The organism is Pseudomonas sp. GW821-FHT01E05 (assembly GCF_059422425.1).
Map to the genome: position 1 here is coordinate 214,386 of NZ_JBWKWW010000006.1, position 23,975 is coordinate 238,360.

Consider the following 23,975-nt stretch of genomic DNA (forward strand, 5'->3'; position numbering starts at 1 on the left):
AGAGCGCGGAGAACCTGATGTCCTCTTTTAACGAAATGATCAAAAACATCACCCCCCACATCTACCAGAGCCTGAAACTGGCTGTAGAGATCGGCAAATGGTCCGACGGCGGCAAGCTGACGGACGAGCAAAAAGCGCTTTCGCTGCAAGCCATGATTGCCTGGGAAATCCAGAATCTGCCGGAAGAACAACGTACCGGTTACATGGGCCCGCAGGAGTGCAGCTCCAAGTCGGCGCCAGTACCGAACATCCTGTTCAAGTCGGATGCCATCCATTGATCGAGATTGGCCGCGGTGCAATCAGCAAGATGTCGGCGCGCCTTGAAGCGTCGGCCGTTCAATACGCCTTTCGTCTTGGCGATACCGAGGTGCCGGTCAATCCAATGATCGGCACCACAGTGCGCCTCGAGTACCTGGGGGCGATCCACTGCACCCATTGCGGGCGCAAGACCAAAACCAGTTTCAGCCAGGGCTACTGCTACCCGTGCATGACCAAGCTGGCCCAGTGCGATATCTGCATCATGAGTCCGGAGCGCTGCCACTACGACGCTGGCACCTGTCGCGATCCGGCCTGGGGCGAGCAGTTCTGCATGACCGATCACGTGGTCTATCTGGCCAATTCGTCGGGGATCAAAGTCGGAATCACCCGTGCGACTCAGCTGCCGACTCGCTGGCTCGACCAGGGCGCCAGCCAGGCGCTACCGATCATACGGGTATCGACCCGTCAGCAATCGGGTTTCGTTGAAGACCTGTTTCGCAGTCAGGTGGCAGACAAAACCAACTGGCGTGCATTGCTCAAGGGTGATGCCGAGGCGGTGGACCTCAAACAGGTTCGCGAGCAGCTTTTCGACAGCTGTGCCGAAGGTCTGCTGGGTTTGCAGGAGCGCTTCGGCCTGCAGGCTATCCAGGTGATCGGCGATGTCGAGCCGATTGAAATCCGCTATCCGGTCGAGCAGTACCCGGCCAGGATCGTCAGCTTCAACCTGGACAAGAACCCGATTGCCGAAGGCACGCTGATGGGGATCAAGGGGCAGTACCTGATTTTCGACACCGGCGTTATCAATATTCGCAAGTACACGGCTTATCAACTCGCCGTGCATCAGTAGAAGGACTCCAGCATGCGCAACGAACAACCGAAGATGATCTACCTGAAGGACTATCAGGCGCCTGAGTACCTGATCGACGAGACGCACCTGACCTTCGAGTTGTTCGAGGACCACACCCTGGTCCATGCGCAACTGGTGATGCGCCGCAACCCGGCCTGCCTTTTGGACAGCGCTGCGGGCCTGCCGCCGCTGGTGCTGGATGGCCAGCAGCTGGAGCTGCTGTCGGTGAAACTGGCTGACCGCGACCTGACAGCCGCCGATTATCAGTTGACAGAGCATCACCTGACCCTGCATCCGGCGAGCGCTTCGTTCACCGTCGACACCAGCGTCAGGATCCACCCGGAAACCAACACCGCTCTGGAAGGGCTGTACAAATCCAGCGGCATGTTCTGCACCCAGTGCGAAGCCGAAGGTTTCCGCAAGATCACTTACTACCTCGACCGCCCGGACGTGATGAGCAAGTTCACCACGACGGTCAGCGCCGAACAGCACAGCTATCCGGTACTGCTGTCCAACGGCAATCCGATTGCCAGCGGCCCGCAAGAGGACGGTCGGCACTGGGCGACCTGGGAAGACCCGTTCATGAAACCGGCTTACCTGTTCGCGCTGGTGGCCGGTGACCTGTGGTGCGTTGAAGATACCTTCACCACCATGACCGAACGCTCCGTTGCACTGCGTATTTATGTCGAGCCGGAAAACATCGACAAATGCCAGCACGCCATGAACAGCCTGAAGAAGTCCATGCGCTGGGACGAAGAGGTCTATGGCCGCGAGTACGACCTGGACATCTTCATGATCGTTGCGGTCAACGACTTCAACATGGGGGCCATGGAGAACAAGGGCCTCAACATCTTCAACTCCAGCTGCGTGCTGGCTCGCGCCGAAACCGCTACCGACGCTGCGCACCAGCGCGTTGAAGCGGTGGTCGCTCACGAATACTTCCACAACTGGTCGGGCAACCGCGTGACCTGCCGCGACTGGTTCCAGCTGTCGCTCAAGGAAGGCTTCACGGTGTTCCGCGACGCCGAATTCTCTGCCGACATGAACTCGCGCACCGTTAAGCGCATCGAGGACGTCGCCTACCTGCGCACTCACCAATTCGCCGAAGACGCCGGCCCCATGGCCCACGCCGTGCGCCCGGAAAGCTTTATCGAAATCTCCAACTTCTACACCCTGACAGTCTACGAAAAGGGCTCGGAAGTGGTGCGGATGATTCGCACCTTGCTTGGTGACGAAGGTTTCCGCAAAGGCAGCGACCTGTATTTCGAGCGCCATGACGGCCAGGCTGTGACCTGTGACGATTTCATCAAAGCCATGGAAGACGCCAACGGCGTCAACCTGACCCAGTTCAAACGCTGGTACAGCCAGGCGGGTACGCCGCGTCTGACCGTCAGCGAGGCTTTTGACAGCACAGCGAAAACCTACAGCCTGACCTTCCGCCAGAGCTACCCGGCGACCCCGGACAAGGTTGAAAAGCTGCCGTTCGTGATCCCGGTCGAACTCGGTCTGCTGGATGCCAAGGGTGGCGCCATTGCGCTACGCCTGGTCGGTGAAGCCGCCGCTGACGGTACCTCCCGTGTGCTGTCGGTGACCGAAGCAGAGCAGACCTTCACTTTCGTCGACATCACTGAAAAGCCATTGCCATCCTTGCTGCGTGGCTTCTCGGCACCGGTGAAGCTGAGCTTCCCGTACGATCGCGACCAGTTGATGTTCCTGATGCAACACGACAGCGATGGCTTCAATCGCTGGGAAGCCGGCCAGCAATTGTCGGTGCAGGTGTTGCAGGAGCTGATTGCTCAGCATCAACAAGGCACTGCATTGGTACTGGATCAACGTCTGGTCAAGGCTTTGCGCACAGTGCTGGCGGACGAGACGCTGGATCAGGCCATGGTCGCGGAAATGCTTTCGTTGCCAAGTGAAGCCTACCTCACCGAAATCAGCGAAGTGGCCGACGTGGATGCCATCCATGCCGCTCGCGAATTCGCTCGCAAGCAATTGGCTGACAGCCTGTTCGATGGTTTGTGGCAGCGCTATCAGGCCAATCGCGAGCTGTCGAAAAAGACTGCCTACATCGCCGAGGCCGAGCACTTCGCCCGTCGCAGCCTGCAGAACATCGCGCTGTCGTACCTGATGCTCAGCGACAAACCGGAAGTTCTGGCTGCGACCCTCGAGCAGTTCGATGCTTGCGACAACATGACCGAGCGCCTGACCGCACTGGCGGTATTGGTCAACTCGCCATTCGTTGAAGAGAAGGCCAAGGCCCTGGCGACCTTCGCTGAAAACTTCAAAGACAACCCGTTGGTCATGGATCAGTGGTTCAGTGTCCAGGCGGGTAGTGGTTTGCCGGGTGGCTTGCAACGCGTGAAGGAGCTGATGAAGCATCCTGCGTTCAACATCAAGAACCCGAACAAGGTTCGTGCGTTGGTCGGGGCGTTTGCCGGGCAGAACCTGATCAATTTCCATGCTGCGGATGGTTCTGGCTATCGTTTCCTGGCGGATTTGGTGATTGAGCTTAATGGGTTCAATCCGCAGATTGCTTCACGGCAGTTGGCGCCGTTGACTCGCTGGCGCAAGTACGATGTTGTGCGCCAGGCGTTGATGAAGGGGGAGCTGGAGCGCATTCGTGCCTCGGGCGAGCTGTCCAGCGACGTCTTTGAAGTGGTCAGCAAAAGCCTGGCCTGACCCCTGTGGGAGCAGCCGGTCGACGCTCGATTGCTCGCGAAGGCGGCCTGATAGCCGGCCTGGCTCCTGCGGATGTACACGATCCATTGTGGGAGCAGCCGGTCGACGCTCGATTGCTCGCGATGGCGGCCTGACAGCCGGCCTGGCTCTTGCTGGTGTACATATCCATTCCTGCGGTAACGGCCACTTAGGGTTTCGCCCTTACGGCGAGGCCCTTTTGGCAAACGCCCCAAAAGTACCCAAAAGGGCTTGCCCCGAGCGTACGGCACCTCGCCAAGGCTCGGCGTTCCCTCGTTCCGGCATTCATCAGGGGGCATCGCCTCCGGTCGGCTTCGCTTCGACCTCCTCTCGATGTGTTCGACTTCGTCGAACGGCGCTTCGCGCCCACCCCCTGATGAACGCCTCCGCTCGGCCTTCCGAAGGGGCGGGTAGATCAAGATCAAGATCAAGGTCAAGGTCAAGATCAAGATCAAGGTCAAGATCAAGGTCAAGATCAAGGTCAAGATCAAGATCAAAAGCCCGGCGTTTGCTTACTTTTTTGGCGTTCGCGTTTGAAAAAAAGTGACACGCCGTAAGGGCGAAACCGTCAGCAGCCGTTACCGCAGAAACGGATATGTACCCGGTCAAAATCAACAGTGAACGCACCGCCGCTATCGCGGGCATGCCTCGCTCCTACAGGGGCCGTGCAACACGGCCGTTATTCATCATGACAGCGAATGTCTTGCCATTCAGGCACTCCTCCAAAGCGCCGGGTTAACAAAAGATAACGTGGCGTCGATTGTCAGACCTTTCCAAAGCTGGATAGGATAGGTCAGCTTCAGAGGGGGCTCTAGATTGCAGCTTTCAGGACAACCATCCGAAACGGCAAATCAGAAAAAACGCCCTGAGCGGCGCCCTGAAAGGTTGAATGACCTAACAATAATAATGGGGGAAAGGTCTATGAGTGAGCCTGTCATGGGTGTGGTTTTTTGCCGCCCGCCGGCGTTACGCAGATTCGCGTTGCTGGCTACAGCGCTCTCGCTGTTGGGAGTTGCCGCTCTGTCGGCCCCTGTCCAGGCTGCTGCCACGGCGGCGGCCGGTACTGTCTATTCGATTGAATCCGCAAAGTCCGCCAAAGGCCTGATGCTTGGCGTTGTGCATGCCGGTGCGCGTCTGGTGGCGGTGGGTGATCGCGGCCACATTCTCTATTCCGATGACCAGGGCAAGAACTGGACCCAGGCCAAAGTGCCGACTCGGCAGCTGCTGACGGCGGTGTTCTTTGTCGATGACAAGCACGGCTGGGCAGTCGGGCATGACGCGCAGATTCTTGCCAGTGAAGACGGCGGCGCCACCTGGACCAAACAATTCGAAGACTTGAAACGTGAAGCGCCGTTGCTCGATGTCTGGTTCAAGGACGCCAGCAACGGCTTTGCTGTGGGCGCCTATGGCGCACTGCTGGAGACCACCGACGGCGGAAAGAGCTGGGAAGATGCCAGCGATCGCCTGAACAACGAAGACCAGTACCACCTCAACGGCATCGCGGCGGTTAAGGATCGCGGTCTGTTCATCGTCGGCGAGCAGGGCAGCATGTTCCGCTCCGCCGATTGGGGGCAAACCTGGGAGCGCCTGGAAAGCCCGTATCACGGCTCGCTGTTCGGTGTGATCGGTACCCGCCAGTCCGGCACACTGCTGGCGTATGGTTTGCGCGGCAACCTGTTCCGCTCCACTGATTTCGGTAGTACCTGGGAGCCGGTTGAGCTGAAAGCTGCTCGCGGTGCACTCGAATTCGGTCTGTCCGGTGCGACGTTGTTCGACGACGGTTCACTGGTCATCGTCGGCAACGGCGGCAGCGTGGTACGCAGCAACGACGATGGATTGACCTTTAGCGTATTCAATCGACCAGACCGCATTTCCTTGTCGGCGGTTACGGCGGCGGGCAACGGCAACTTGATTCTGGTGGGACAGGGCGGCGTTCGCGCTACCACGCCAACCGGCGCTGAGCTGGGCAAATAATAAGAAGGCGGGGATTTCCATGAGCAGTCATCAACAAGACACGATTTCCATCAGCAGTCATCACCAGGACAAGGCGACGTTTCTCGAGCGTCTGATTTTCAACAACCGCCCGGCGGTGATCGTCATCTGCCTGTTGGTCAGCGTTTTCCTGTTCTGGCAGGCGACGCTGATCCGGCCGTCCACCAGTTTCGAAAAAATGATTCCGCTCAAGCACCCCTTCATCGAGAAGATGCTTGAGCACCGCAACGATCTGGCCAACCTGGGCAACACCGTGCGGATCTCGGTGGAAGCCACTGATGGCGACATTTTCTCCAGGACGTACATGGAGACCTTGCGGCAGATCAACGACGAGGTGTTCTACATCTCCGGTGTTGACCGTTCCGGTCTCAAGTCGCTGTGGAGCCCCAGCGTTCGCTGGACCGAAGTGACCGAGGAAGGTTTCGCCGGTGGTGAGGTGATTCCGCAGAGCTACAACGGCTCGGCCGACAGCCTCGATCTGCTGCGTAACAACGTGCTCAAGTCCGGTCAGGTCGGTCGGCTGGTCGCCAACGATTTCAAGTCGAGTATCGTCGATATCCCGTTGCTGGAGTCCTACCCGGACCCGCAAGACCAGGGCAAGTTGCTCGCGCTGGACTACCAGAAATTCTCCCACGAGCTCGAAGAGAAAATCCGCAACAAGTTCGAAGCGCAAAACCCCAATGTGAAGATCCACATCGTCGGTTTCGCCAAGAAGGTCGGCGACCTGATTGATGGCCTGATCATGGTGGTGATGTTCTTCGGCGTCGCTTTCATCATCACCCTGGTGTTGCTGTACTGGTTCACCAACTGCCTACGCAGCACCATCGCTGTGTTGAGTACCACGCTGGTGGCGGTGGTCTGGCAACTCGGGCTGATGCACGCCTTCGGTTTTGGGCTGGACCCGTATTCGATGCTGGTGCCGTTCCTGATTTTCGCCATCGGTATTTCCCACGGCGTGCAAAAGATCAACGGCATCGCCTTGCAATCCAGTGAGGCCGACAACGCCCTGACAGCGGCGCGACGTACCTTCCGGCAATTGTTCCTGCCGGGGATGATCGCGATTCTGGCGGATGCGGTGGGCTTCATTACCTTGCTGATCATCGATATCGGCGTGATTCGCGAACTGGCCATCGGCGCGTCCATCGGCGTGGCGGTGATCGTGTTCACCAACCTGATCCTGTTGCCGGTAGCGATTTCCTATGTCGGCATCAGCAGGCGCGCCGTCGAACGCAGCAAGAAAGACGCAGTGCGTGAGCATCCGTTCTGGCGTGTGCTGTCGAACTTTGCCAGCCCGAAAGTTGCGCCGGTGTCGATCGTCCTGGCCCTGCTGGCCTTCGGCGGCGGTCTCTGGTATAGCCAGAACCTGAAGATCGGCGACCTCGATCAAGGTGCGCCGGAGCTGCGTCCTGATTCGCGCTACAACAAGGACAACAACTTCATCATCAGCAACTACTCCACCAGCTCCGATGTACTGGTGGTGATGGTCAAGACTGCTCCGGAAGGCTGCTCGCGTTATGCAGCCATGGCGCCGATCGATGAGTTGATGTGGAAGATGCAGAACACCGAGGGCGTGCAGTCGGCGATTTCCCTGGTGACTGTCTCCAAACAGATGATCAAGGGCATGAACGAGGGCAACCTGAAATGGGAAACCCTGTCGCGCAACCCGGATGTGTTGAACAACTCCATCGCTCGAGCTGATGGTCTGTACAACAACAGTTGCTCGCTGGCGCCGGTGCTGGTGTTCCTCAACGACCACAAGGCCGCAACCCTTGATCGCGCGGTGCAGGCGGTGCAGGCGTTCGCCAAAGAGAACAACAAGGATGGCCTGGAGTTTATCCTTGCGGCCGGTAACGCCGGGATCGAAGCAGCCACCAACGAAGTGATCAAGGAGTCGGAGCTGACCATCCTGATCCTGGTTTACGCCTGCGTGGCGACCATGTGCATGATCACCTTCCGTTCCTGGGCGGCAACCTTGTGCATTGTGCTGCCGCTGGTGTTGACCTCGGTGCTCGGAAACGCCCTGATGGCCTTCATGGGTATCGGCGTGAAAGTCGCGACCTTGCCGGTGGTGGCGCTGGGCGTGGGGATCGGTGTCGATTACGGCATCTACATTTACAGCCGCCTCGAAAGTTTCCTGCGTGCCGGTCTGCCGCTGCAGGAAGCCTATTACCAGACCCTGAAATCCACCGGTAAAGCAGTGCTGTTCACGGGTTTGTGCCTGGCCATCGGCGTCTGCACCTGGATCTTCTCGGCGATCAAGTTCCAGGCCGACATGGGTCTGATGCTGACCTTCATGCTGCTGTGGAATATGTTCGGCGCGTTGTGGCTGTTGCCAGCGCTGGCGCGGTTCCTGATCAAGCCTTCGAGCCTGGCCGGGCAGAAGGGTAATTCGTTGTTCGCCCACTAAGCGTTAGCTGAAACATCAAAGCCGCAACTCAGGTTGCGGCTTTTTTTTTTGATCGTTCCCACGCGGGAGCGTGGGAACGATCAGCGCAGGGAGTGAAGTTCGTTGATGGGCTATCATTGCACCTTTCCAATTGATGATTGATCGCCATGACTGCCGTTACCAACACCTTGCTGACCGCCCTCCAAACTTGCGACATGCTGGAAATCGACGGGCTGCATGCTTTTGATTTCTCCTTCGATGACAGCCAGTTGCAGATCGAATGCATGGACGGCCGGGCAGCCAAACGCTGGAGTTTCAGCGTGGCCCAGGTTCAAGCCGCGACCTTTGATGAAACGTTGCAAAGCTGGACCATCACCGGCGACTCCGGCGAACACCGACTGGTGTGCATGAGCGCATTCAGCGCCGGAGACGAAGAGGACGATGAGCATGAGGATGCGTAACTTCTGGCCATTGCTGATGGCTGGTAGTGTGGGGGCGATGTCCGTGCAGGCTGCACCGGTTGATAACTATGAGCTGTTGGTCGGTTCCTACACCCAGGGCCAGAGCCAGGGCCTCTATCGCCTGCAGTTCGACAGTCGCACAGGTCAGCTCGATGCCAAACCGTTGCAGGTGGTGAAGAGCTCCAACCCGTCCTGGTTGACCCTGTCCAAGGATCAGCAGCGACTGTTTGTGGTCAACGAGAACGGCCCCGGTCAGACCGATCCGGTCGGCCGTGTCAGCAGTTTTTCTATTGAGCCGAAGAACCATCAGCTAAACCTGATCAATCAGGTCCAGTCCCTGGGCAATGAGCCGACTCACTCCAGTCTGAGCGCCGACGGGCGCTACCTGTTCGTCAGTAACTATTCGGTGCTGGAAGATCCGGGTGGCAGCCTCGCGGTCTTACCTGTGGCGGCTGATGGCAAGCTGGCACCGCCGGTGCAACTCAGCAGTCATCCGTCCAGTCGGGTCAATCCTGAACGGCAGATGTCAGCCCATGTGCATTCGGCGGTGTCATCGCCGGACGGTCAGTTTGTGTTTGCCAGTGACCTGGGGGCGGACAAGATCTTTGTCTACCGTTATGACCCCAAAGCCAGCCCCGAGCAGCCGTTGACCGCCGCTACTCCAGCTTCGGTGCAATTGCCACCGGGCAGCGGGCCGCGGCATTTGCTGTTCAGCGGTGATGGCAAGCATGCCTGGTTGACGATGGAAATGAGCGCGCAAGTAGCGGTGTTCGATTATCAGGCAGGCAAGCTTGTGCAGCGGCAGATGGTCGAACTGGCCGCCAACCGGCCTGCGCAAGAGAAAGCCGCTGGCGCGCTGCATGCATCGCAGGATGGCAAATTTCTCTACATCAGCAACCGTGGCAGCGCCAATCAGTTGCTGGTGTTTGCCGTTGATCCTGCGACCGGAGAGCTCAAGGAAATCCAGCGACGCTCGGTAGAAGGTGATCATCCGCGCGAATTCAGCCTCGATCCGAGCGGCAAGTTCTTGTTGATTGCCAACCAGAAAAGCAACCATATCGTCGTGCTGGAGCGGGACGCCAAGACTGGTTTGTTAGGCAAAACCGTACAAAAACTGCCTTTCGATTCCCCCAGCGATATCAGGTTTCTGCTGCGTCAATAGGCCGCAGGCCCCGAAGGTCGGGGCCTGCGTACTTCTATTAATGACGCTGATATTCGCTACTGCTGCAAAGCATTTCAACGCGCCGAACCTCGGGCGTAAGTTTGCTTCACGGCCCACCCGGGCAAGCAAGCCAACTGAATTTACGAGGGTTACCGCCATGAACTTCAATCTCTTCTCCGTCATCGCTGCTTCCGCTATCTCGGCTACCGTGGCTTTGCCAGCCAGTGCCAGCGTTGAGATCAGCGATAGAAAATCCAGCACCCATACCTACACCCAGAAATACCTGCAACAAAGCGCCAACTTCTACGCCGCACTGGATCACAAGATCCAACACTGAAAACTCGGCATTGAAGAATTTATGCAGGAGCGAAGTCACTTACTCCGACTCCGATCGGCGATTATTTTCGTCGACCGAGACCAAGAGTGATGTCGCTCCTGCATAAGTCGCTGTGCTGTTGATTTGTGCGCCGAGTGCAAATTCCTTTGGTAATGTCACATGGCCATGTGTTTAAATTTGACGCTAATTTATTGACTCAGTCTCTCCAAGGGATCGACAGCATGGTTATGCGTCTGGCAGTGGTTCTTCTGTTCCTCTATTCCACCCCCATTTTGTCGGCTGCCCAGCCTGTTCCAGACGAGCCGGACGCTGCGCGCGAGCGGTTAATGAGCTTGTTGCAGGACTAAAGCGCGTCGGATTCAAGATCAATAAAACTGATAGCTACTATGCATAAAGGTCGCTATTCATTCTTTGTTTTTTGATCGATTCTGTGGGCACTGAAACATGCCCACGGAGAATCCCATGGCCAGCACACTTCTTACCTCTGCCAGGCACGGTGCGTACGTCGCGATCGTTTTGTACGTGGTCATGATCATCGTGGTCACGCTGTCGGCACAGACTAAAGCCTGGATCGACGCGCCGATTCAAGTGGCTTTCCCAGCCATTCAATTTGAACATCGCGCACAAAGCGTCACTGCCGAACAGGCACAGACTGTGGGAGTGGCGACGCTATGAAAGGAGGCAAGCTTTGGGTCATTGCCTTCCTGGCGTTCTTGACCAACGGCTCTTCGTTGCTGGGGATCGGGCAGGGTTCAGCGGGCTCTTTGGCCCGGGCCATCGAGTGCAATCACAACATCGCCCACAACATTCAAACCGCCAAGGCGTTGGGGCTGCTGGCGGGTAATCCGCCGATCAAGCCGAAAGCCGCATTTTTCGGCCCGTTCAAAGTGGATTGCTCGGCGTTGCAAATGTGCGGTGTGTTTGCCAGGCCGGTGGTGGCTTAGGCGGATTTCAGAAGCGACGAACCTTCTGTAGCAGCTGCCGCCAGGCTGCGTCCGGTCGCGCAGCGGTCGTAGAATGATTGACCGCAATTTTTCTGGATGAGCCGGGATGCCGATTTACGACTGCTTCGCCCGAACGCGGACCGAGCCGGACGCAGCCTTCGGCAACTGCTACGGGTTTTGTGGCGCAGCTTCTTTGGCCATCACCCCGATAAACAACTCTGACTCCAGAAATCGCTGCAACCATGCCTGCAAATGCCGATACGGCGTCTGTGCGAACCAGTGCTGATCGACATGAGCAAACTGCCGCAAGAACGGCGCCAGGGCGATGTCCGCGAGGCTCAAGTGATCGGCTGCCAGATAGACATGCTTGTGCAAGAGGTCATCGAGCTTCTGTAAAAAAACGGCGCCTTGCGCGCGGTAATGCTCCATTGGCTGCTCCGGATAGCGATCGGCGTACTTGTAGCGATCCAGATAGCGCTTGAACACCTGATCGTTCTCTTCGATCAGCGCGGCGCTCGCTTGCTCTGCCGCGAGGTCGTCCTTGAGCCGCCAATCCTGCGGATCATGGTGTTCCAGCGCCCAGCGCATGATCTCCAGGCTTTCTTCGATTACCCGGCCATTAACGTTCAACACCGGCACCGTCCCTTTACTGGACAGCAGGAGCATTTCGGCAGGCTTGGCTTTCAGGCTGACCTCGACAATGTTCACGCTCACACCTGAATAACGCAGGGCCATGCGCGCACGCATCGCATACGGGCAGCGACGGAAGGAATAGAGGGTCGGCGTACTCATTTCACCTCCAGTGTGCTCAGGCCGTTGCCTTGGCGGCGGACCTGAATCTGCACCGGGATTCGCTCGTGCATTTCCTGCACGTGGGAAATCACCGCGACCTTTCGCCCTTGCGCCTGCAGACCGTCGAGTGCATCCATCGCCAGTTGCAGCGACTCAGGATCAAGACTGCCGAACCCTTCATCGATAAACAGCGATTCGATTTTCAGCGTGCTGGAGGCCATCGACGCCAGGCCCAGGGCGAGCGCCAGGGAGACCAGGAACGTCTCGCCACCGGACAACGAATGCACCGAGCGCAGTTCGTCACCCATTTCAGTATCCATCACCAATAGACCGAGCATGCTGCCGCCGCGCCTTAGGCGATAGCGGCGCACCAGTTGACGTAATTGCGCGTTGGCATGATGCACCAGCAGGTCAAGGTTGTAGGCCTGAGCGATCTTGCGAAAGGTGTCACCGGTGGCCGAGCCGATCAAGGCATTCAGCCGTGCCCAGCGCTGCCATTCGCTGTAGGCCTGGGCGATGCGTTGCGCCAGTACCTGATTGGCGTTCTGCCGGCGTTGGTCTTCGGCTTGCCGGGCACGCAGTTCGGCGCTGAGTTGTTCAGTGGCGGTGAACTGGCTTTGCAGTTCGCTCAGGGCGCTCGCCAGCTGTTCGGCATCGAGGTTGCCATTGTGCTGCGCCTGGTGGTGGTGCAGGCGCTGTTCGCGTTCATGCAGTAGAACTTTGGCTTGTTCGATGGTTTTTTCGCTGTGTTGCAACTGCTGGCGCAACTGGCTGATCTGCTCGTCGTCGAAGGCCAGCAACTGTTCCAGACCGCCGTCGTCCAGCTCGGGATGCCGCTGGCGCCAGTCGGCGATTTTGCTGCTCAACTCTCGGCTCTCTAGCTCAAGGGAGTGCAAGCGCTCTTGCTTGGCCTTCAGGTCCGCGCCGTGCTGGATCAGTTGGCTACGGGTTTCTTGCAGCGCCTGGTCGGCCATTGTCTGGGCGTTGCGTGCCTGTTCGACGGCCTGATCCAGTTGCTGCTGCCATTGCTCGGCATTGGCGTGTTCACCCAGTAGCCCACGCAGTTTTTGCTGACAGGCTTGCTGCTGATCGGCGAGGGCGGTGAACTGCTGTTGCGCGGCGTCGGATTGCTGCGTGCGCAGTTGCTGACGATCCTGTTCCTTATCCAGCGACTGCTGACGCTGCTGCTGTTCGCTGAGTTCGTCGCGCTGCTGCTCAAGGTGCTCCAGGCGTTGGGCAATCTGCTGATCGAGCTGCATGAAGGTCGCGGCTGGCTGCCGGCGCAAACCTTCTAGCGTATCGGGCGGGAGCAGGGTGCTGAAGGCTGACAGCTCTTCCTCCAGGCGCTGGCGGTCTGCGGCCAGTTGCCGTTGTTGTTCCGCTAATTGTTGGGCAGCCTGCTGGCTGGCCTCCTCGGCGGTGCGTAGCTGTTGCTGGAGGCGTGCGGCGTCTTGCTGCAAGGTCAGCAGCGCATTCTGGCGCTGTTCATCCTGGGCGATGCTCTGGTTCAGCTGGCTGGTTTGCTGATTGAGCCAGGCATCGTGCTTGCCGGTGTCCTGGGCCAATAGTTGCCCCCACAGCGGGTGCGCTTCCAGGCTCAGGGCCAGCGCTTGTTGCTGGGGCGCGAGCTGCTCCAGCTGTTGCAGCAGTTCCTTTTGCCGGGCGATAACGCCGCCGACGTCGGAACGCAACTCATCGAGCTTTGCCTTCAGCGTATCGACAGCTTTGCGCGCATTGGCTTCTTCGCCTTCGTCGTGACGACCCAGGCTTTGCAGCAGGGCTTCAGGCTGATGGTAAGGATGTTCGTGACTGCCACAGACCGGACAGGGCTGGTCGTCCTGCAACTGCTCGCGCAGATCTTCGACGCTGGCACTGCGAGCCAGGCGCTGACGCTCCAGCAGTTGGAGAGTGACGTTCAGGGTTTGCTCGGCAACCGTCAGCTCGGCCTTGGCCTGAACTCCGTCGTGGGTCAGGCGCTCGCGTTCTTGTTGCGCGCTGTGCTGGCGCTGTTGCAGTTCCAGCGCTCGCTGATCCATTTGTTGCTGGCTGGCCCACAACCGCGCCAGCTCTTCGAAGGCTCGCTGCTGCTTACGGTTGTCGTGTAACAGGCTGCCGAGAATCTGGATCTGCTCGGCCACCGCTTCAGGCTCGGCGGCGGCTTCGCGGTAGAGCAGTTCGAGCTGTTTGCGTTGCTCGCCCAGTTGCTGCGCGGCGGTGGCGGCGCGATGTTCCAGTTGAGGCAGTTCGGCCTGCCCCTGATTCAGACGATTACCGACTAGCACCAACTGTTGCAGACGATCGCGGTAGGCATTCCAGGCTTCGCCCAGCGGTGCCAGAGACGCGCTGTGTTCAAGTTGTTCGGCGATTTTAGTCAGGCGCTCGGCGACCAGACGTTGTTGCTCGAACATGGCCTGGATTGCGCTTTGCCCTTGGGTGCAGGCCAGCTCCGTTTGTTGCTTGAGCGCTGCACCTTGGCCCAGATCCTTGGTCAGGCGCACGAGGGTGCTTTGTTCTTCAAATGCTTGACGTAGCAGTGGCGCGCCAGCGGTTTGTCGGGCTTGTGCGTCGGCCAGGGCGGTCTGAGCATCCAGCAGGCTTTGTTCGAGCTGGCCCTGACGGGTTTGCAGATCAAGCTGCTGCTGGCTGTGTTGCTGAATTTGTACCGCCAGCGGATTGAGCAGGGCGGTGAGTTCTGTCTGGCGGGCAAACTGATGCCGCTGCGGCGCCAGTTGCTCCAGGCGGGTCAGATTCAGGCGCTGGCTGGCCTGACCGTCCCAATGCTGTTGGGCTTGCTGTAGTTGCTCGGCGGCGCTCTGCTGCTCGTCTTGCAACTGGCGCAGTTCCTTGAGCCAGGTGTGCTGCAACTCAAGTTGTTTGAGTTGCGCCTGTTGCGTCTTGAGTTGCTGTTGAGCGTCATTGAAACGCTGATCGAGCTCGGCGCGCGCGTCGGGCTCCAGCGGCGTGACACCGGTGGCCTGGTCTTGCAACAGCTTGTGGGCTTCGCGGGCGTCTTTGCTTTTATCGAAGGCGCGCTTGCCGAGGCGAGTGTAGAGGGCTGTGTCGGTGAGTTTTTCCAGCAACTCGCTGCGGTCGTTGTCATCAGCCTTGAGGAAGGCGCTGAACTCACTCTGTGCAAGCATCACCGCGCGGGTGAACTGTTCGAAATTCAGGCCCAGCACCGCTTCGAGCCGGGTTTTGTACTCGCCTTTCTGGCTGGCCAGCAGTTGATCGGTGTCCAGGTCGCGCAGGCTTTGGCGGCTGGCTTGCAGTTTGCCATTGGCTTTTTCCCGCGCCCGGTTGGCTTCCCAGCGTGCGCGATAGCGACGACCGTCGATACCGAGAAAGTCCACCTCGGCATAACCGTCACCGGTGCCACGACGCAACAGCGTACGCGGATCGCCCGTGGCAATTTCACCGTCCGCATCCGGCACTTTGGCGTCGCGCCCGGTGTTGTTGAGTCGCGGCACCGCACCAAACAGCGCCAGGCACAAGGCATCGAGCAAGGTGCTTTTGCCGGCACCGGTAGGCCCGGTGATGGCGAACAAGCCGGCGCTGGCCAAGGGCTCGGCGGTGAAGTCGATTTCAAAGGGGCCGGCCAGCGAGGCGAGGTTTTTCAAACGGATCGCGAGGATTTTCATGGCTGTTCGCTCTCCAGTTGAACGTCTTGCAACAGCACGGCGAAGTCGTTGAGGGTCTGTTCGTCGACCTCGCTGCCATAGCTGTCCATCCAGGCTCGGCTGAACAGTTCCTGGGGCGTGAGTTGGTCCAGCTCGATCAGCTGAGTGCCTTCATCGGCGCCTTCACGGTCACCATTGCCGGCGTATTCGGCGGCAATTCGTACCAGGCGCACGGCTTTGCCTTGCAGCGCTGTTTCCACTTGCTGGCGCAGGTCCGGCTGCGGTTCGTCGAGGCGAACCCGCACCTCCAGCCAGGGTTGGCGCTGGAGATCGGCCAGCAGGTCGATATTCGGCAGGTCTTGCAGCTGGCTCAATATCTCGGCCAATGGCGCAGGGCCCAGGCGTTGCAGGTTGACGGCACGGGGGATCAGCCGGGGTTCGACACTGAGCAGGGTTTCACCTGCCAGTTCGATGTCAAGAATCTGATGCTGATAACCAATCTCGGAAAATGACAGTGGAATCGGCGAACCGCTGTAGCGAATGCGTTCCTCACCGTTGACCTTTTGCGGTTTGTGCAAATGGCCGAGGGCGACATAGCTGATGCTCGGCCCGAACAGACTGGCGGGCAACGCTTCGGCATTGCCGATGATCAGGCTGCGCTCGGAGTCTTGCGAAACCGAACCGCCGGCCAGGTGCGCGTGACTGATGGCGATCAGCGCCTGCCCCGGTTGGCGTTTGGCGTTGGCAGCGGCGATCAGCCATTCATGAACCTGGCCGATACCGCGCAGGTAGTCGTCACCCAAATGCGCGCCGGTGACTTCTGCCGGACGCAAAAACGGGAGCGCCAGGCACCAGCCGGCGATTTCTCCGGTTGCATCGGGCAAAGGGATCAGCAGGCGCTCGGCATCCAGTTGGCCGTCATCGAGCCACAACACCCGCCCCAGCGCGTGAGTGCGCAGGCGCCGCATCAAGGACGCGGGCAGCTCGATGCGCGAGCCGGAATCGTGGTTGCCGGCGATCATCACGATGGTCAGCAATGGCTGTTGCTCGTGGGCGCTGACAATGAAGTCGTAAAGGCGTTCCTGGGCTTTGACCGGCGGGTTGACCGTGTCGAAGATGTCGCCGGCGATCAGCAGGACATCGGGCTTCTCCAGACCAAGCTGGCGAAGCAGCCAGTCGAGAAAGCAGGCGTGTTCAAAGTCGCGTTCCTGGCCGTGCAGGTTCTGCCCAAGGTGCCAGTCGGAGGTGTGAAACAGACGCAAGGCAAACTCCGCTTGAAAAATGAGGTGTGGCCGCGGGAAAAATGATAGCGGCGAAAGGGCAAAGAGTTTACTGGCAAAAAACTGTAAGGGCGCGGTTGATGTGGATTCGCGCGACCCGTAGCAGCTGCCGAAGGCTGCGTTCGGCTCGGTCCGCGTTCGGGCGAAGCAGTCGTAAATCATGTGTCCACGGTTAACCTGTAAAACCGCAGTGCCTGACTGTACGACCGCTTCGCGCTCGAACGCAGCCTTCGGCAGCTGCTACGGGAAAAATGCGGAGCCAGAAATTACTCTCCACTATTTCGGATAAAGCGGCGGCAGGCCGCTGTCGCCAACCGGGTCCTGAACGCGTTCGGTGATCGGGATGGCGCGGATCACCCGCCACAGCTCCTCGCCTTGCCAGTGTTGGCCGGTTTCGCTGTAGAGCGCCCCGTTCAGGCCATCCAGTGCATCGGACAGCGGCACGTAGCGGGCGGCCATATCGGCCAGGGTTTCCGGTTGTTGCCGGGCCCAGGCGTCCAACGCTTGTCGGGTTGCTTGCGGGTCGTTGGCCAGGCTCGCGCGTTTGATATCGTCGAGCAGGGTGCGCGGGCTTGGGCCTGTCTGCGCCGTGCGCAGGATCGCCGGTTGCCAACGGGCGCGCCACCAGAGACCGAAGCCGAGCAGGGTGGTGCAGGCCAGAATAAGGGTGCTGAGCTGCCAGCGTCGAAGTTCTGCGTAGTCAGTCGATGAGCCGGTCGGTGTGTTGCTGGCGGGGGTGTCGACCACCAGGCTCGGGTTGTTCGCCACTTGCAGAGTGTGGGCCGGCAGGCTGCTGCGTTCCAGGTGATCCTCAAAGGTGTTCCACCAGACCACTTCCACCGCTGGCAGCTCGATTGCGCCGCTGCGGGTCGGCACCAGAGCGTCGCGGTCTTCGCGACTGCCGATCAGGCCACGCTCGCCGCTCTTGTTGCTCAGTATCGGTTGGTCCGGGTAACGGCGCAGGCCGTTGACATCGGTGGTGGGCAGGGGTGCAAGTTGTGAGCTGGACAGGCCTTCAGCCTTGATCGTCAGGCTGCGGGTCAGAGAGTCGCCGACCTGGCTGTGATCCGGCTCCGGGCTCCAGCTTTCGCTCAGGCTCAGGCTGCGTGCCGGCAGCCAGGGTACGTCGGCCGGATAGTCGAGAGGTTTGGCTTTGACCGTCAGCGGGATCTCGGTGGAGCTGACGCGTATCAGTTTGCCTTGTTTCGGACCCTGGGGTGCCGGGTCCTGGGATGGTTGAGCGTCGACCAGGGTTGCGCTGAATATCTGCGCTGGAATCTTCAGCTCGCCGCTGTGTTGCGCAAAGATCGCGTAACGCATTTCGATCACGCCATGGCGCAGGCCGTTGATGACTTTTTCGTAGGTGCGCGACTCACCCAGCTGTTCGATTCGCGCATCGGGAATTTGCAAAGGTGTCAGGCTGCTGTCGTCATACAGTGACACCGAGTGGTAGATGCGCAGGGTCAGGATCGCCTGGGCCTGCACGTAGACGCTGTCCTGATCGAGGCTGGCATCGATGAACACCGGCGCCAGTTTGTTGGCACTGTCCTGGGTTTCGCTTTCGATCACCTGCAGGCTGATCGGCTGGCTTTTGAATTCCCCCAGTTGCAACGACGGGATCTCCACGGTGCCGTTGTGTCTGGGCAGCAGGGTGATAATCCAGCGGGTGGTGGCACGGTTGTCACCGCCCAAGGTGGTGGGTTGGTTGATCTGGCGGGTGCCGCGGACTTCGAACAGAGCATCCAGCGGAGTCAGGTCGGGTTTGCCGAACAGCGTTGCATCGCTGGATTCGAGGGTCAGTTCAATGGTTTCTCCAGAGTTCAAACGGCTGCGATCTACGCTGGCGACCAGCCCTGCAGCCAGGGCCTGACAGGTCCAGAGAAGGAGTGCGAGCAAGAGGGCGGTGAAGCGGGTCATCGAATTTTTCCCTGATCCTGATGTTGTTGCTGTTCGTACCAGAATTTGCGTCTGAGCAGTTCGCTCGGGTTGTCCGGAATTTGCCGCAGCCATTGTTCCAGCGCTTGTCGGCGCTCATCGTCGAAGTTGTTTTCGGCCGATCTGATGGGCGGCGTGGTGGTGTGTTCGTCGCCCAGCTCGCTGCCCGGCACTTCATTATTGCCCGGTTGCGGTGTGCCGTGTGCCTGAGGTTCGCTGGTCGACGACGGGTTCTGCGTCTCGGTTTTCTGTTCACCGCTGGTCGGGGGCGGCGTCGCCGCGCCGGGTGGCGGGTTTTGCGTGGCTTGCTCGGCGTCAGAACCTTCGGTCTTGTTCGGTTCGCTCTGCGCCGGTGGCTGTTTCTGTTTAAGCAGACTTTCCACCAGGGCTTTGTTACTCAGTGCTGGCTGCAAATCCGGCTGGCGCTCCAGTGCCTGTTCGTAGGCATCCAGCGCAGCTTCCAGCTCACCGCTTTTGGCCAGTGCGTTGCCACGATTGTAATGGGCGCGGGCGTCGTTGCCTTCAGCGAAACGCTGGGCGGCAGCGGCATAATTGCCGGCTTCATAGAGCGCGAAACCTTGCCATTGTGGGTCTTCAAAATGCCGGGCGGCATCGGCCGGGCGTTGTTGCTCAAGCAAATGCTGGCCCTGTTGATCCGGGCGCAGCCAGAGGTCGTTGAACTCGAAGGCGTAACCCGGCTGCGGCAGCATGAACAGCAATGGCAGGCAAAACAGCCAGCCCCGTCGTCCGGCACAGGCAGCGAGCAGCAGCAATGGCAGCAACAGCCAATAGCCTTGATCGGCCCAGGTATCCAGGTGCAGGGTCTGGCCTTGATTGCGCAAGCTTTGCGGGCCGTTGAACAGGCCAAGGCCGCGCAGATCGTTATCGTCCAGCCGTGCCTGCCGATAGCGACCGCCCAGCTCATTGGCAAAGGCCTTGAGGCTTGCTCCATCCAGCCGCGCGACGAGAATTGCGCCTTGGGCATCCTTGAGGAAACTGCCGCCTTCCTGAGCGACCGGCGCACCTGCGCGGCTGCCGATACCCAGTATCGAAAACTGTGGTGCCTGGCCGCTGAGTGCCTGACGAATCCCTTGGCGTTCCTGCTCGGTGAGGGATGAACCGATGAGCAATATCCGGCCCTGACCGAGGGCGCCGCGATCAAGCAGGGTCAAGGCTTTTTTCACCGCCAGATCGGCGCGATGACCTATCTGGGGCATGATCGACGGTTTCAGCACTTCCAGCAGGTTGCGGCTCGTGGCCAGGTCATCCGACAATGGCACCAGGGTGTGAGCGCTGCCTGAGTAGACGACAATCGCGGTTTGCGCATCGCTGCGGTTTTGCAGCAGGTCCAACAGTTTGCGTCGGGCCTGCTCCAGGCGGTTCGGCGAAACGTCCGTGGCAAGCATTTCCGGGGTCAGTTCGAGCAATACCACCAGCGGGTCGGCCGGCTTTTGGCTGGTCTGTTCAACCCGCTGCCAGCTCGGGCCGAGCAGCGCCAATACCGCCAGGGTCCAGGCCAGGCCGAGGGCGACCCATGGCAATTTGCTCTCATGGCCCCTGCCACCGCTGAGCAATGTCGCGTGGAACGCCGGGGGCAGAATCACCTGCCAGCGTCCGGCGCGTTTTTGTCGATGCCAGAGTTGCCACAGCAACCATCCCAGCAGCGGCAACAGTAGCAGCCACCAGGGACGGAACCAGTGCGGCCAGAGCGCGATCATCGGCGCCTCCGCAGGCGCTTGAGTCGCTGGCGCCATTCAGGGTGTTGGTGCAGGAAAATCTCCTTGGTGAATAAACGCTGCACCGGGTTGTCCGGCCAACGCTGGCGGATCACCAGCAGCATGCTCAGCAGCAACGCCGCGGCCAGCGGCCAGTTGTATAACGCTTGGGCCGGGCGGGCCTGGGTCGGTTGTTGTGCAACAGGTTCAAGCCGATCGAGGGTTTCTTTGATCGCTCGCAACTCTTCGCCATCGCGGGCGCGGAAATAGCGTCCACCGGTGACCTCGGCTATTTCCTTCAGGGCAGGCTCGTCAAGGTCCAGGCTGGGGTTCAGCCCCAGAAAGCCCAGCGTGCCGCTTTGCTCCGGATCGGCGCCGATGCCAATCGGGTAAATGGTCACGCCTTCTTCGGCGGCCAACCGCGCAGCGGTGATCGGGGCGATCTGGCCAGCATTGTTCGCGCCATCGGTGACCAGGATCAGTACCCGGCTTTGCGCTGGACGTTGACGCAGGCGTTTGAGGGCCAGGCCGATGGCATCACCGATGGCGGTGTTCTTGCCGGCGATACCGATTCGCGCTTCGTCGAGCCAGATCCGCACCGTACGTCGGTCAAATGTCAGTGGTGCCTGCAGATAGGCCTGACTGCCGAACAGAATCAAGCCGACGCGATCGCCTTCGCGGCCTTCGAGGAAGTCACCGAGCAGGCGCTTGACCAGCGTCAGGCGGCTGACGTCTTCGTCCTGCCACTGCATGTCGGGAAAGTCCATGGAACCAGAGACATCCACCGCCACCAACAGATCGCGGCCACTGGCGGCAATCGGTAACGGCTCGCCCAGCCAGTGCGGACGGGCAGCGGCGATCAGCAACAGCAGCCAGAGTAAAATGAACGGCGCCTGCTGGCGCCAGGCCGGAAGGTTAGCCCGGGCACGACGTCGGGCCAGACCTTCGAGATCGTTGAGGAAACTGACTTTGAGTGCCGGTTCGCCGCTATCTGCGACCGGCAGCAACATCCGCAGCAGCCAGGGTAACGGCAGCAGGACGAAGATCCACGGCCAGGCGAACTCAAACATGTTTACGAATCCAGGTGTCGACCGCTTGGGTCAGGCCGGCGATGGCCTTGTCATCGAGTTTGCATTCGGGCTTGTAGGCGCCTTCGACCAGCACCATCCAGCGGGTCAAGCCGGCAGCGGGGCAGCGATTGTCGAGAAACGCCAGCCATTTGCGGCCATTGAGGGTATGGCTTTGGCTGTAGGGATAATGGTTGCGGCACAGGCGTTTGAGCAGCCCGTTAAGCTGCTGGAGCCAAGCGCCTGCTGGCGCGCCGTCATAGGGTTTTGGCATCTGCGCCAGTTCGGCCAGAGCCGCCAGACGTACGGGGTCGAGCGGTTGTTCGGCGCGGGCCACAGGGCGTTTTTTCGGTAGAAAGCGGCGCAGCGTCCAAAGGCCGAAACCGATCAGCGGCAACAGAATCAACAGCAGCCACCAGCCTGGCGCAGGCGGCCAGAAGCCAACAGGTGGCGGGGTGATCAAGGGCTGTAATTGTTCCAGGCTGCTCACTTGGCTTTTCCCGGACGTAGCTGTGGGTTCAGGTACTCGCGCAATTGCTCGACCATTTCGCTTTGGGTGCTCAAGGGCATCAATGGTACCCGCAGTTTTTGTGCAAGCAACTCCCAGCGGGCAATGCGCGCTTCGCCTTGAGCGCGATAGGCCTGGCGCAAGTCGTAGTTGAGCGTGTCCAGTTCCAGTTGTGCGCCACGCTCGGCGAAGCGCAGCAGACCGGCGGCGGGCAGGGCATGGTCCAGCGGATCGGATAATGGCAGCAACAACAGGTCGCAATGCCGTGACAGCAGGCTCAGTTGTTGCTCGGCGGCATCCGACAAGGCGCGTTCATCGCAGATCACGATCCCCAGACTGCCCGGGCGCAACACCTCCCGGGCGCGGCGCAGGGCTATACCGAAGGTATCACGGTCTGGCTCGCCGTCGGTGCGCAGCGACTGATTGACCCGTACCAGGCGGTTGAGCAACTGCAGCAGGCTTTGCTTGCTGCGTCGCGGCTTGATCTCGTAGTGCTCGTTATCACCGAACACCAGCCCGCCGACCCGGTCGTTGTGACCCAGCGCCGCCCAGCCGATCAAGCTCGCGGCCTGGGCGGCGAGTACCGATTTGAACATCAGGCCGGAACCAAAGAACAACCGGCGGCTTTGTTCCACCATGATGAAAATCGGCCGTTCGCGTTCTTCATGGAACAGCTTGGTGTGGGGCTCCTGGGTGCGTGCAGTAACGCGCCAGTCGATGGTTCGCACGTCGTCGCCGGCCTGATAGACCCGCACTTGATCGAAGTCCACACCGCGTCCGCGCAGTTTCGAGTGGTGCAGGCCAATCAGCGGGCTGCGCTGGTTGGGCGTTGAAAACAACTGCACTTCACGCACGCGATGGCGCATCTTGATCAGCTCGGCGAGGCTGACGCGAATGCCCGGTTCGTGAATTGGGTGGGTCATAGGGGTCAAGCGACGGCTACAACGTCGAGAATCCGCTGGACCACCCGGTCCTGGTCGATGCCCGCGGCTTCGGCTTCAAAGGAAAGAATAATGCGGTGGCGCAATACGTCGAACAGCACGGCCTGGATATCTTCCGGGCTGACGAAGTCGCGACCGGCCAGCCAGGCATGGGCCCGGGCGCAGCGATCGAGGGCAATCGAGCCTCGCGGGCTGGCGCCGTAGGCGATCCACTCGGCCATTTCCGGATCGAACTTGGCCGGGGTGCGGGTGGCCATGACCAGTTGCACCAGGTATTCCTCCACGGCATCGGCCATGTACAAACCGAGGATCTCCTTACGCGCGGCGAAGATTGCCTGCTGGCTGACGCGGCGCTCGGGTTTGATTTCGCCGTTGAGGGCTTCGCCGCGAGCCTGCTGCAGAATGCGCCGCTCGACGGTAGCGTCTGGAAAGCCGATTTTGACGTGCATCAGGAAACGGTCGAGCTGAGCCTCGGGCAGCGGATAGGTGCCTTCCTGCTCGATGGGGTTCTGGGTTGCCATCACCAGAAACAGCGGCGACAGCTCATAGGTGCTGCGGCCGACGCTGACTTGCCGCTCGCCCATGGCTTCGAGCAAGGCCGACTGGACCTTGGCCGGGGCGCGGTTGATTTCGTCGGCCAGCACCAGGTTATGGAAAATCGGCCCTTGCTGGAATACGAAGCTACCGGTTTCCGGGCGATAGATCTCGGTGCCGGTGATGTCGGCGGGGAGCAGGTCGGGGGTGAACTGGATACGATGGAACTGCGCTTCAATACCTTCGGCCAGCTCTTTGATGGCCTTGGTCTTGGCCAGACCAGGGGCCCCTTCGACCAGCAAATGGCCGTCAGCGAGCAGGGCAATGAGCAAGCGCTCGATGAGTTTTTCCTGGCCTAGAATCTGCGTTGAAAGAAAGGTTCGCAGCGCTAGCAGCGCTTCACGATGTTCCATCTATGACTGTTCCTGGAAAGGGTGACCGAAGGCGTTCGAATAACGCTCTGGCTTGGGGGCGTTACTTTAATCCATAGCAGGGGGTG

Annotated in this window: 20 protein-coding genes; 10 read left to right on the forward strand and 10 right to left on the reverse strand. The window is 59.9% G+C overall.

Annotation, left to right across the window (positions count from 1 at the left end; genetic code table 11):
* The first annotated feature begins 17 nt into the window (after positions 1–17).
* From AC07W5_RS15285 to pepN, 3 genes are read left to right on the forward strand one after another with little or no spacing between them, the layout of a single operon-like run.
* Positions 18–278 (forward strand): YeaC family protein, encoded by a 261-nt coding sequence (locus AC07W5_RS15285; RefSeq protein ID WP_494991464.1) that lies wholly within the window; start codon positions 18–20, stop codon positions 276–278.
* Positions 275–1,105 carry a DUF2797 domain-containing protein gene (locus AC07W5_RS15290; RefSeq protein WP_495011867.1) on the forward strand — a complete coding sequence of 277 codons (831 nt, stop codon included), beginning with the start codon at positions 275–277 and terminating at the stop codon, positions 1,103–1,105. Before AC07W5_RS15285 ends, AC07W5_RS15290 begins: the two co-directional genes overlap by 4 nt.
* Before the next feature lie 12 nt (positions 1,106–1,117).
* Positions 1,118–3,787 carry an aminopeptidase N gene (gene pepN, locus AC07W5_RS15295; protein ID WP_495023721.1) on the forward strand — a complete coding sequence of 890 codons (2,670 nt, stop codon included), beginning with the start codon at positions 1,118–1,120 and terminating at the stop codon, positions 3,785–3,787.
* Positions 3,788–4,093: 306 nt separating this feature from the next.
* Here pepN and AC07W5_RS15300 read toward each other — a convergent pair whose 3' ends face one another.
* Entirely contained in the window at positions 4,094–4,450 is a 357-nt protein-coding gene (locus AC07W5_RS15300) for a hypothetical protein (protein WP_495023722.1), read from the reverse strand.
* 276 nt (positions 4,451–4,726) lie between these two features.
* Between AC07W5_RS15300 and AC07W5_RS15305 the strand changes: the two genes are divergently transcribed.
* The 7 genes from AC07W5_RS15305 (at position 4,727) to AC07W5_RS15335 (ending at position 11,087) form a co-directional block, all read left to right on the forward strand.
* Positions 4,727–5,779, forward strand: a complete 1,053-nt coding sequence (locus tag AC07W5_RS15305; RefSeq protein WP_495023723.1) for a WD40/YVTN/BNR-like repeat-containing protein — start codon at positions 4,727–4,729, stop codon at positions 5,777–5,779.
* A gap of 19 nt (positions 5,780–5,798) precedes the next feature.
* Complete coding sequence (locus tag AC07W5_RS15310; RefSeq protein ID WP_495011870.1) at positions 5,799–8,204, forward strand: efflux RND transporter permease subunit; 2,406 nt, start codon at positions 5,799–5,801, stop codon at positions 8,202–8,204.
* Positions 8,205–8,350: 146 nt separating this feature from the next.
* Positions 8,351–8,644 carry a DUF5629 family protein gene (locus tag AC07W5_RS15315; RefSeq protein WP_495023724.1) on the forward strand — a complete coding sequence of 98 codons (294 nt, stop codon included), beginning with the start codon at positions 8,351–8,353 and terminating at the stop codon, positions 8,642–8,644.
* The gene (locus tag AC07W5_RS15320; RefSeq protein WP_495023725.1) at positions 8,631–9,806 is read left to right on the forward strand and encodes a lactonase family protein; all 1,176 of its coding nucleotides are present in this window, start codon (positions 8,631–8,633) and stop codon (positions 9,804–9,806) included. The genes AC07W5_RS15315 and AC07W5_RS15320 overlap by 14 nt, the downstream gene beginning before the upstream one ends.
* Positions 9,807–9,963: 157 nt before the next feature.
* Positions 9,964–10,143, forward strand: a complete 180-nt coding sequence (locus AC07W5_RS15325) for a hypothetical protein (RefSeq protein ID WP_494991471.1) — start codon at positions 9,964–9,966, stop codon at positions 10,141–10,143.
* A 462-nt stretch (positions 10,144–10,605) separates the two neighbouring features.
* Positions 10,606–10,818: a hypothetical protein gene (locus AC07W5_RS15330; protein WP_495023726.1), complete on the forward strand. Its 213-nt coding sequence runs from the start codon at positions 10,606–10,608 to the stop codon at positions 10,816–10,818.
* Entirely contained in the window at positions 10,815–11,087 is a 273-nt protein-coding gene (locus AC07W5_RS15335; RefSeq protein ID WP_495023727.1) for a hypothetical protein, read from the forward strand. The genes AC07W5_RS15330 and AC07W5_RS15335 overlap by 4 nt, the downstream gene beginning before the upstream one ends.
* A gap of 168 nt (positions 11,088–11,255) precedes the next feature.
* Here AC07W5_RS15335 and AC07W5_RS15340 read toward each other — a convergent pair whose 3' ends face one another.
* The 9 genes from AC07W5_RS15340 to AC07W5_RS15380 form a co-directional block, all read right to left on the reverse strand.
* On the reverse strand, positions 11,256–11,879 hold the full coding sequence (locus AC07W5_RS15340) for a glutathione S-transferase (protein WP_495011874.1): 624 nt from the start codon (positions 11,877–11,879) through the stop codon (positions 11,256–11,258).
* The gene (locus AC07W5_RS15345; RefSeq protein ID WP_495023728.1) at positions 11,876–15,517 is read right to left on the reverse strand and encodes an AAA family ATPase; all 3,642 of its coding nucleotides are present in this window, start codon (positions 15,515–15,517) and stop codon (positions 11,876–11,878) included. The genes AC07W5_RS15340 and AC07W5_RS15345 overlap by 4 nt, the downstream gene beginning before the upstream one ends.
* Positions 15,514–16,758, reverse strand: a complete 1,245-nt coding sequence (locus AC07W5_RS15350; protein ID WP_494991477.1) for an exonuclease SbcCD subunit D C-terminal domain-containing protein — start codon at positions 16,756–16,758, stop codon at positions 15,514–15,516. The genes AC07W5_RS15345 and AC07W5_RS15350 overlap by 4 nt, the downstream gene beginning before the upstream one ends.
* Before the next feature lie 294 nt (positions 16,759–17,052).
* A complete protein-coding gene (locus AC07W5_RS15355; RefSeq protein ID WP_495011877.1) occupies positions 17,053–18,693 on the reverse strand; it encodes a BatD family protein in 1,641 nt (546 codons plus the stop codon).
* Entirely contained in the window at positions 18,690–20,429 is a 1,740-nt protein-coding gene (locus AC07W5_RS15360; protein ID WP_495023729.1) for a vWA domain-containing protein, read from the reverse strand. Before AC07W5_RS15360 ends, AC07W5_RS15355 begins: the two co-directional genes overlap by 4 nt.
* Positions 20,426–21,496 carry a vWA domain-containing protein gene (locus AC07W5_RS15365; protein ID WP_495023730.1) on the reverse strand — a complete coding sequence of 357 codons (1,071 nt, stop codon included), beginning with the start codon at positions 21,494–21,496 and terminating at the stop codon, positions 20,426–20,428. Before AC07W5_RS15365 ends, AC07W5_RS15360 begins: the two co-directional genes overlap by 4 nt.
* On the reverse strand, positions 21,489–21,983 hold the full coding sequence (locus AC07W5_RS15370) for a DUF4381 domain-containing protein (protein ID WP_494991481.1): 495 nt from the start codon (positions 21,981–21,983) through the stop codon (positions 21,489–21,491). The genes AC07W5_RS15365 and AC07W5_RS15370 overlap by 8 nt, the downstream gene beginning before the upstream one ends.
* Positions 21,980–22,924, reverse strand: coding sequence for a DUF58 domain-containing protein (locus tag AC07W5_RS15375; protein ID WP_495011878.1), 945 nt, complete (start codon positions 22,922–22,924; stop codon positions 21,980–21,982). Before AC07W5_RS15375 ends, AC07W5_RS15370 begins: the two co-directional genes overlap by 4 nt.
* 5 nt (positions 22,925–22,929) lie before the next feature.
* Positions 22,930–23,889 carry an AAA family ATPase gene (locus tag AC07W5_RS15380; RefSeq protein ID WP_494991483.1) on the reverse strand — a complete coding sequence of 320 codons (960 nt, stop codon included), beginning with the start codon at positions 23,887–23,889 and terminating at the stop codon, positions 22,930–22,932.
* Positions 23,890–23,975 lie beyond the last annotated feature (86 nt).